The organism is Zoogloea oleivorans (assembly GCF_008107625.1).
Lineage (GTDB): Bacteria > Pseudomonadota > Gammaproteobacteria > Burkholderiales > Rhodocyclaceae > Zoogloea > Zoogloea oleivorans.
Genome location: NZ_SDKK01000047.1, coordinates 8,774 through 17,623 on the forward strand (window position 1 = coordinate 8,774; position 8,850 = coordinate 17,623).

Below are 8,850 nucleotides of genomic sequence, written 5' to 3' on the forward strand. Positions count from 1 at the left end.
TTAATCTGACCATGAAGCTATCCCCACACCAAGTCCGGACTGTTTTGAAAGTGAATGAACAGACCTTACGTTACTGGAAGCGCACCTATTCGGCATTGGCCGGACGGCGTGGCTATGGACCTTGCTACACCTTTTCCGAGGTGCTGGTCCTGCTCGTGACCAAGCGCTTGGTCGAACAGTTAGGGGTGGATGTCAGCAAGCTGGAGCCGATTGCAGTGGCGCTTTTTGAGGCCTGCAAATCGTCCGTGCTGCTGCTGAGTGGGGCTGATCACACCGTATACGTTGATGTGGCGTGCATGGCTATCGTCCCAGGCAACTCATCTGAAAAATCGGCTGGAGGCGTTCGGATCGAGTTGTCCTTGCCTGACTTGGCACGGGAATTACGCGCCCGAATTTTAGATTCGCTCGGAGATGACGAGGCGGCACAAATGTCGCTCGCCTTGGGTCCCACTGCAATTGGATCTCCACCAAAACAAAAACAGGCATAAACCATGATGGAGTTACTACAAGTCAGTGATTGGCGTCGAACGCTGGGATACCTCCCCGTACCCCTGCGCGAGGATGCGACAGAGCAACGTTTCGTCATGCTTAATGGTGCCAAGGGCAATTTCTGCCTGGACATCAGAGGCGAGGAGACCGCACGCGGCGAACAGCGTGAGGTGGCTTGGTCTGCCGACGTGGATCACTACGTTCGCGTGGACACCTCGGGTGTCGAAGTTCTGCGTTGGGACCAGTCGGAACCCATCCGATCTTCCGTCGCCGATGTGGTGAACAACCTCAAAGCTTTTCAACACTACCTGGAAACAGCGCGAGCGCCGCGAGAGCTGTCGGTGGTTGCGCACGCCCTGGGCATTTACAACCGCATTCGATCAACGCTGCCGGATGGCTCTGCTGGCTTGGAGGCTTTTCTCTTTGCATTGCAGCAAGCCTCTGATGAGACCGTGCACACCATGCATTGGGCTGATCAAGCGCGCTGCGAAGCCTCTTGGTCTCGTGTCGGAAGCTCCACGCGTGAGCGCATCATGGCCGATCTGCTGTCCCCCAAAGGAACGGACAAGCGGCCCCGCCTGCCACTGGTGTTGCGCCACGCCATGGGGCGCATCTTTCAGGAAGCGCACAATCTGGTCATGCTCTCCCCCCAGATGAGCTTGCTGGATGAGGGCGAACTGATTTCGCTGGGATCGACCTCGCGTTCCAGCGGGGCCTATTTCACACCGACACCTCTGGTGCGCACGTTGGTAGAGCAGTGCCTGACACCGGAGTTGCTAGCTCGGCCGCAACTCACGCTAATCGACCCTGCATGTGGCAGTGGTGAGTTTCTGCGTGAAAGCATCCGGCAGTTGTCACTGCACAACTATCGCGGCGCACTACGAATCGTCGGGTTTGATGTTTCTCTGCCCGCTATCCTGATGGCGCGCTTTGCGCTCGCTCATGAAACCCGAGGCTGGGAGGGGCGCGTGACGGTAGAGATTGAACAATGCGACGCGCTCAGCACCGACTGGCCACAGCAGGTGGATATCTGCTTGATGAACCCACCTTACGCATCATGGCGTTCGCTTTCGGTGTCGGCCAGAGCGTTGCTCACCGAGTCCTTGGGAACACTTGCCCAGTCTCGGCCGGATCTGGCGTTTGCATTCTTGACCAAAGGTGTCGAGAGTCTTGCCCCGCAGGGCATGATGGGAGCCGTCTTGCCTGCCTCTCTGCTTGATGGAAAGTCAGCCGAACCTTTGCGAGAACGCCTTGACGCCCTGGCGTTCAAGCAAGTGGTCGTGCGTCTGGGAAATCAATCGATTTTCGATCAGGCAACCGTTGATGCCTCCCTCTATGTAGGGCGTCGGCAGGCCGAAGTCAGTGAGTCTCCCTGTCCAACCTTGATGGTTTGGGCAGACCACACCAGCGGCGCATCGGATCGCGCCCTACGGACCTTGCGCAGTCTGGACTGGACGCCCAGTGATGGCCTGATCGAGATTGATCATGGGGATTACAGCATTTACTCCGAAGTCTGCGAAGGGACGTCGGGCTGGGCTCCACGTCCGCTTGCGTCTACGAAACTACTTCGTCAGTACAAGCCTTTACCCCGGCTGTCTTCTCAGTATTCGATCAACCAAGGGACGATCACCGGCCTGAACGAAGCCTTTGTGCTGGACGATGACGAGTTCAAGCGGCTTCCACGCACAGAGCGTAAATTCTTCCGAAAAGCCATCATTAACGCGTCCATTCGCGATGGTCGTATTCATGATGGGCACTGGGTTTTCTATCCTTACGGAGCGTCCATCCCCGTACTGGATTCGGAAGAGAAACTGTTCGAGCTGCTTCCCCATTATGTGCGTGAGTATCTGGAGCCCAACAAGTCGGCACTCCGACGCCGTACCGGTATCGATGAGGCCTCCTGGTGGCACTTGACGCGTAAGCGAGCCGTGCATGAGCGATTCATGCCCAAGATCGTGTCGACCTACTTCGGAAATGCGGGATCGTTCGCCTGGGATGCCACGGGTGAATATGTGGTTGTCCAAGGCTATGCCTGGACTCCCAGCGGTAGCACCGTTATCAACGAAAAAACGGGGTTGGCGGCTGTTGCGGTACTCAGTTCGGCAACCGTAGCGCGACTGATCGCCGCGATATCGAACAATCTGGCAGGCGGTCAATTCAATCTTTCTGCGCGCTATATGAGCAAAATGCCATTCGTCGACCTCAAAAATGAAGCCCTAAGTGAGCAAATCGATGCACTCGCGCTGATCGGGGTGGCCATCAGTCGCGGGGAGTCCTACAGCAAGGAGCTTCGAGATCGACTGACCGAGGATTTGTTTTCCATCTCCGCTACGACAACAAAATGAGCCGACGCCGTGACAGACAAAAGCTTGCATCAGCAAACGCGTTGCCGGGTTTTCCTGTCGCAAAGATAGAAGCCCTTGGGCGCCAGATGGCCATTGCAGTCGGCAATCAGTTGGGGGTCCAGACCCCCTATGCGCATCCAGTCTCAACCCCACGGGGACCGAGCCTGCGGATTGCATGCAAGCCATTGATCACCCGTGATGACGATGGCCGAATGCCATTGCTGGTCATCAGAGAGCCCAAGGGACAGGATGGCGTCTTCCTGGAAGTTGCAGTTGACTACAGTTGGGATGCAGGAATGCATTACCTGACCCATGTCAGGGCACCTCGAATAACCCGAAGTTTTCAGTAAACCCCACCGCGCAACGCTGATCGCGATCGAATCCGGTTCAGTTTCTTCGGCTAATCACCGCCGTCGCCGGCAACATCGCCCCGGTTTTACCTCGAATCGCCGCGGGCCCCGGCGATTCGGCCCATTTCGGGCCTCAGAAGGCCTCGATTCCGGCCTTCTGGAAATAAACCAGCCGCTTCAGGTTGTAGCAGGCCGCCATCATCGTCATCGCAAAGTTCGCCCGCACCTGACCGATGGTGCGAAGCAGCTTGCCGCCCATCTGGTCGATGGCCCCGAACACGTGCTCGACCCGGGCGCGCGTCTTGGCGATACGTGTGTTGCGCCGCTGCTGGCAGTCGGACAGGGGCTTGTTGCGCTGCCCCTTCCGCTGGATCTGGTTGCGGAAGCCGTTTTCCTTCAGCCAGGCTTCCCGCTCCGCAGACGGATAGCCCCGGTCGGCATAGACGTCCCGGCTGGTGTTGGCGGTGTCGAAGACGTTCTCGAAGTGCTGGCTGTCGTGCGTGCTCGCCGTGTCGGTCTCAATCTTGCGGATGAACTTGTATTTCTTGTCGACGTTGATGGAGAGCTTGTAGCCGAAGTGGCTCTTGCCGTGTTTCTTGGTCCACGTTGCGTCGAGGTCCTTCTGGCGTCGCTTCGCGGGCTTCCAGCTGGCCGGCATCGCGCCTTGCTCAATGAGTTCCTTCTCGCCCCGGCTGTTGTGCTGTTTGGGTGCGGGCACCAGCGTGGCGTCAATGATCTGCCCGCCCCGCGCGATGAAGCCTTTCTTGAGCAGTTGCGCGGATACGCCGTCGAACAGCGCCTTCGCACCGGCTTCGCCAATGCGGTTCTCGAAGGTCCAGACGGTGGTGCGATCAGGGATGTTCGTTGCGTTGGCCAGCCCGCAGAAGCGCTTGTAGCTCATGCGATCGAGCAGCTGGTACTCCATCTGCTCGTCCGAGAGGTTGTACAGGCGCTTCAAGACCAGGATGCGCACCATCGTCTCGGACGGATACGGCGGGCGGCCACCCAGCGGGCTGACCGGCCGGGGCGCGATCCGATCGACCTCGGCCGCCAGCGCCGCGAAGTCGATGTACGACTCGATCTCGGCCAGCGGATCGCCCAAGGCGTCGATCTTCTTGCGGTGGTGGTCGTCGGCGAACAGGTCGATCTTGATGGCGCTACGGGGTTTCATCGGGGTAGATGGCAACGGGGTTCAAGACGGCAGGATTTTACCAAGCAGCGGGTGGGGCGAGGTTTTTCGAGGCGCCCGTCAGTCTCAAGCTCTATACCGGACCAGCACCGAACGCTTCTGCGTTACGTTTCAGAGCCGAGTGGGACCCAAGGGAGGCGGCACGTCTGCATGCTCAACCCCACTGGAACATTGACAAAGGTGATGACGATACCGCTCCACTGAATCAGCCCGGTGATCAGGCCCCCTGGATACCAGCAGCCAAGCTGGCCCCCTGGTTGGCTCCGGAACCGACCAATTCAGAACCCAGTCTGGATCTCAAGAAATTTCACTTTGCGATGGCCGCAGGCTGGGAGCGTGAAGCCCCGCATCATTCCACGCCCATTGCCGACGAAAGCGCCTTGATACGATGGATGGCAGGGTGCACCGGGTACATTCGCGACCAAGTGAGTGGTGTGTAGTCCTTCACCACACGAATGGCTGCAAGGTCATGCCGGCGCAGGCTCAGCTTGAAAACTCAGGAGCTCTGTGTGTCTGTTTCTGCCTTCCTGAGGCGCAGTGCATTTCCGACCACACTGGCCGATGAAAAACTCATCGCCAGGGCGGCGATCATTGGCGAGAGGACCAATCCATACGCCGGATAGAGGGCGCCGGCTGCTATCGGGATACCAAGGGCGTTGTAGAGAAACGCGAAAGCCAGGTTCTGCCGCATGTTGCGGACCGTGGCGACTGACAGCGCACGGGCACGGGCAATACCTCTCAGGTCGCCTTTGACGAGGGTCAGCTGCGCACTGTTCATGGCCACATCGGTCCCGGTACCCATGGCGATGCCGACATCCGCCTTGGCGAGGGCCGGCGCGTCGTTGATGCCGTCGCCGGCCATCGCCACGACATGTCCTTCGCGCTGGAATCTTTCCACGAGAGCAAGTTTGTCGGCCGGCTTGACCTCTCCGTAGACCTCATCGATACCAAGCCGCTGCCCCACAGCGCGTGCGGTGGTCAAACCATCGCCGGTCGCCATCACTACGCGCAGCCCCGCCGCCCGCAGGCTCGCCAAGGCTTCCGGCGTACTCGCCTTGATCGGATCGGAAACAGCCAGCAGGCCGAGAAGCTGCCCGTCACGGGCAAGATGGATCACGCTGGCGCCGCTCTGGCGGAGCGCTTCGGCACGCCCTGCAAGTTCGGTAGACGATTCAAGCGTGATGCCCTCCTGCGCCATCAGCGTCATGTTACCGAGTGCCAGGCGCCGGCCTCCTACCGTACCGTGAACGCCGATGCCGCTCGCCGACTCGAACTGCTCGACCTTGTCGAGACTCATCCCCCGCTCACGCGCGGCACGCACAATGGCATCGGCCAGCGGATGTTCACTGCCCTGATCGAGACTGGCGGCGAGCCGCAGGATCTCGTCCTCGCTGTTGCCTTGCAAGGCGACGGCGCGCTCGAACGCGGGGCGCCCTTCGGTCAGGGTGCCGGTCTTGTCCACGATCAGCGTGTCGATCCGGCGCAGATCCTCGATTGCGGCCGCATCCCGAAAGAGGATGCCCTGCGTGGCGGCCTTGCCGGTGGCCACCATGATCGACATCGGGGTTGCCAGCCCAAGGGCGCAGGGGCAGGCGATGATCAACACCGAGACTGCGCTGATGAGTCCGAAGACCCAACCCTGATCGCCTCCAAACAGCCCCCAGGCAAAGAAGCTGGCGAGGGCAACGGTGACCACCGCGGCGACAAAATACCCGGCAACTACGTCGGCCAGACGCTGCATCGGTGCCCTGGAACGCTGGGCCTGAGCGACCATCTGCACGATTTGCGCAAGCATGGTTTGCGCACCCACCTTCTCCGAACGGATGACGAGGCTGCCCGAGGTGTTCATCGTTGCGCCGATCACATTGTCCAGTGCCCGCTTGCTGACCGGCAAGGGTTCGCCCGTCAGCATCGATTCATCGACCGAACTGCTTCCTTCGACCACAACACCGTCCACCGGCACTTTCTCACCGGGCCGGACCCTCAGGAGATCGCCGACATGGACATGATTGAGCGGAATATCCTCTTCACGGCCATCGGCCAGGATCCGCCGTGCCGTCTTCGGCGCCAGACCCAGTAGCGACTTGATGGCCGCTGAGGTCTGCGAACGGGCGCGCAGCTCCAGCATCTGGCCGAGCAGCGTCAACGAAATGATGACGGCCGCCGCTTCAAAGTAGACGCCGATCCGGCCATGGGCCATGAACGACAGTGGAAACAAGCCGGGCGCCAGCGTCGCGACGACGCTGTAAAGAAAAGCCGCGCCCGTACCAAGACTGATCAGCGTCCACATGTTCGGACTACGATGGAGCACTGACTGCGCACCCCGCACAAAGAAGGGCCAGCCGGCCCACAAGACGACGGGCACGGTCAGGACCAGTTCCACGCCACTGCGAAGAGCCGGTGACAGGCCGCCGAGCAAATGGCCTGCCATGGCCAGGAACACCACCACAACGGTAAGCGGCAAACTGAACCAGAAACGCCGACGGAAATCCCGGTATTCGCTGTTGTCGTCTTCGGTCACCAGATCAGGCAGGACCGGTTCTAGCGCCATTCCGCATTTCGGACAGTTTCCCGGACTAATCTGCCGGATCTCCGGATGCATCGGGCAGGTGTATTCGGTGCCGGGATCGGTGACGACGGGCTTTGCAGGCTGCAAGTACACACGCGGACCTGCATCAAATTTGGTCTTGCATTTGCTGCTGCAGAAGCGGTAAGTCGCGCCTTCCCACTCACTTTGGAATGTCGACTCGGGCTTCACCATCATTCCGCAGACCGGGTCTGTCGCGCTTCCTGGCGCCGCTTTCCCAGAAGAGGACGGAACGTGATGATGGGCAGGGTCGTGCGTGTGTCCGGAAGCTGGGGATGTCATGGCAACTCCTTTTTTATATCGACCTTGATAGTTACCCAGCCTTCAAGGTTTCGTCTGGTGGCTACCCCACTTTGGCCACCACCCGGGCGTTCTGAGCAGGTAGTCGCGGTATTCCTCGCCGAATGCCTCCAGTGCCTGTTTTTCTTCCCGTCTCGCCAGGCGGACGTAGGTTGCAAGCAGGATCGGAAACAGCGTGAGCGTGACCAGGGTCGGCCACTGCAGCAGGAAGCCGATCATGATGAGAATGAAGGCGGCGTACTGAGGATGACGGATTCGGGCATAGGGACCCGTCGACGCCAGCGTCCGCGATTTCTGCGCGGCATAGAGCACCGGCCAGGCATCGGCGAGGAGCCAGAAACCGCCGAGGATGACGAGGCTGGACAGGAGGTGGAAGGGGCCGAAATGGGGATTGGCCTTCCAGCCAAAAATCATTTCGGGCAGATGTCCTGCATCGTGGGAAAGCCAGTTGATGCCCGGAAAGTGCTCCGACAGCCAGCCCGAGAGCAGGTAGATGGTCAGCGGAAAGCCGTACATCTCCGTGAACAGGGCGACGACAAAGGCCGAGAACATGCCCAGCGTTCGCCAGTCCTGCTTGCTCTGCGGCTTGAAGTAACTGGCGGCAAACAGGATGAAGAAGATCGAGTTGATGGCGACGAGCGTCCACAACCCGTAATCACCGTTACTGGCGTCCATGGCCGTCTCCTCCTTCACCGGTATCGCGACCATGCGACTTGTGAGCACCGTGATGGCCATGCATGAAACGGTGCATCAGGGGACAGGCCAGCAGAAAAAGGTAGGGCAAGACACCAAACAGATGCGCGCGGTGTTCCGTCAGCAGGTAGAACAGGGCGATCGCGGCAAACACCCACCACACCCACTTGCCACGCCGAAAATGGTGAGGATGACCATCCGCTCCAGCTTGGGATGGCTCACGAGAATCGATCATCACGGCCTCCTGCGTTGCAGAACACGAATCAGTGCGGCGTCGGTGGACGGCTACAGCACGTCCTGGTGCCGGCGTGGGCCGCGTTTTCAAGTTCGTTGTGCTCGAAGAATCGCCACAGGCTACGCTGCAGTGCATGCAGGCCACCGCTGAAGGTGATGCCTGCGCCTTGTGCTTCCGCCTCGATCTGGTGAAGCGAGACCTGCCGCAGATCGTAGTCCACCCGAAGTCGTCTGCCTTTGGCTGACACGGAGGTCACGCCCATCAAGGTCTGGATACGCCGACAGGCGTCGTCGAGCGCGTCAGGACTGCCCGTAGCGATGCGCAAGTTCCGCCGCTTCGGTATAGGCAGGATATTGGCCGTACGCTGGGCGCCGGTATAGAGCGCCGGAATCTCCAGGAAACGATCCCGGCACTGCGCCGAGCAAAAATGGAAAGTGAGTGTGTGATGGACCGTGGAGAAACGGGAGTTGGCGACAAGCACATCCATCCCACACACCGGATCACGGCTGCTTGATACAGGACGGGGTGGCATCGCCGATCTCCTCTTTGGTCTCACACTAACTTTCCTGGCCCCGATGATCAAGATTGCCGGTGCGGCCATGAGCCCCGACGTGTATTGCACCCAGGCCGGCATCCCGATGGACAAGATGCCCGGCGGCAAG

The 8,850-nt window shown here is 59.9% G+C and carries 7 protein-coding genes and 1 pseudogene; 3 read left to right on the plus strand and 5 right to left on the minus strand.

Features of this window, described 5'->3' with window-relative positions; translation table 11 throughout:
- On the plus strand, positions 1–488 hold a 488-nt coding region (locus ETQ85_RS24900), incomplete at its 5' end, for a MerR family transcriptional regulator (RefSeq protein WP_222862304.1).
- 3 nt (positions 489–491) lie between these two features.
- Complete coding sequence (locus ETQ85_RS24905; protein WP_148581703.1) at positions 492–2,834, plus strand: HsdM family class I SAM-dependent methyltransferase; 2,343 nt, start codon at positions 492–494, stop codon at positions 2,832–2,834.
- Positions 2,835–3,317: 483 nt separating this feature from the next.
- On the opposite strand, the gene ETQ85_RS24910 is transcribed toward ETQ85_RS24905, so the two are convergent.
- The 5 genes from ETQ85_RS24910 to ETQ85_RS24930 form a co-directional block, all read right to left on the minus strand.
- Positions 3,318–4,355, minus strand: a complete 1,038-nt coding sequence (locus tag ETQ85_RS24910; protein ID WP_148581704.1) for an IS5 family transposase — start codon at positions 4,353–4,355, stop codon at positions 3,318–3,320.
- A 514-nt stretch (positions 4,356–4,869) separates the two neighbouring features.
- Positions 4,870–7,242, minus strand: coding sequence for a heavy metal translocating P-type ATPase (locus ETQ85_RS24915; RefSeq protein ID WP_148581705.1), 2,373 nt, complete (start codon positions 7,240–7,242; stop codon positions 4,870–4,872).
- A 42-nt stretch (positions 7,243–7,284) separates the two neighbouring features.
- Positions 7,285–7,935 carry a methyltransferase family protein gene (locus ETQ85_RS24920; RefSeq protein WP_148581706.1) on the minus strand — a complete coding sequence of 217 codons (651 nt, stop codon included), beginning with the start codon at positions 7,933–7,935 and terminating at the stop codon, positions 7,285–7,287.
- A complete protein-coding gene (locus ETQ85_RS24925; protein ID WP_148581658.1) occupies positions 7,922–8,188 on the minus strand; it encodes a DUF2933 domain-containing protein in 267 nt (88 codons plus the stop codon). The genes ETQ85_RS24920 and ETQ85_RS24925 overlap by 14 nt, the downstream gene beginning before the upstream one ends.
- Positions 8,189–8,216: 28 nt before the next feature.
- Entirely contained in the window at positions 8,217–8,675 is a 459-nt protein-coding gene (locus ETQ85_RS24930) for a hypothetical protein (RefSeq protein ID WP_222862305.1), read from the minus strand.
- On the opposite strand from ETQ85_RS24930, the pseudogene ETQ85_RS26750 reads away from it, so the two are divergent.
- Positions 8,656–8,850 (plus strand): annotated as a pseudogene (locus ETQ85_RS26750) (hypothetical protein); the annotation flags it as partial. The gene ETQ85_RS24930 and the pseudogene ETQ85_RS26750 sit on opposite strands and share 20 nt — an antisense overlap.

Bases quoted from the DNA above. Each gene is read 5' to 3' on its own strand.
- ETQ85_RS24930 (WP_222862305.1), bottom strand. From the start codon at position 8,675: ATGGATGTGCTTGTCGCCAACTCCCGTTTCTCCACGGTCCATCACACA.
- ETQ85_RS24910 (WP_148581704.1), bottom strand. From the start codon at position 4,355: ATGAAACCCCGTAGCGCCATCAAGATCGACCTGTTCGCCGACGACCAC.
- ETQ85_RS24920 (WP_148581706.1), bottom strand. From the start codon at position 7,935: ATGGACGCCAGTAACGGTGATTACGGGTTGTGGACGCTCGTCGCCATC.
- ETQ85_RS24915 (WP_148581705.1), bottom strand. From the start codon at position 7,242: ATGACATCCCCAGCTTCCGGACACACGCACGACCCTGCCCATCATCAC.
- ETQ85_RS24905 (WP_148581703.1), top strand. From the start codon at position 492: ATGATGGAGTTACTACAAGTCAGTGATTGGCGTCGAACGCTGGGATAC.
- ETQ85_RS24925 (WP_148581658.1), bottom strand. From the start codon at position 8,188: ATGATCGATTCTCGTGAGCCATCCCAAGCTGGAGCGGATGGTCATCCT.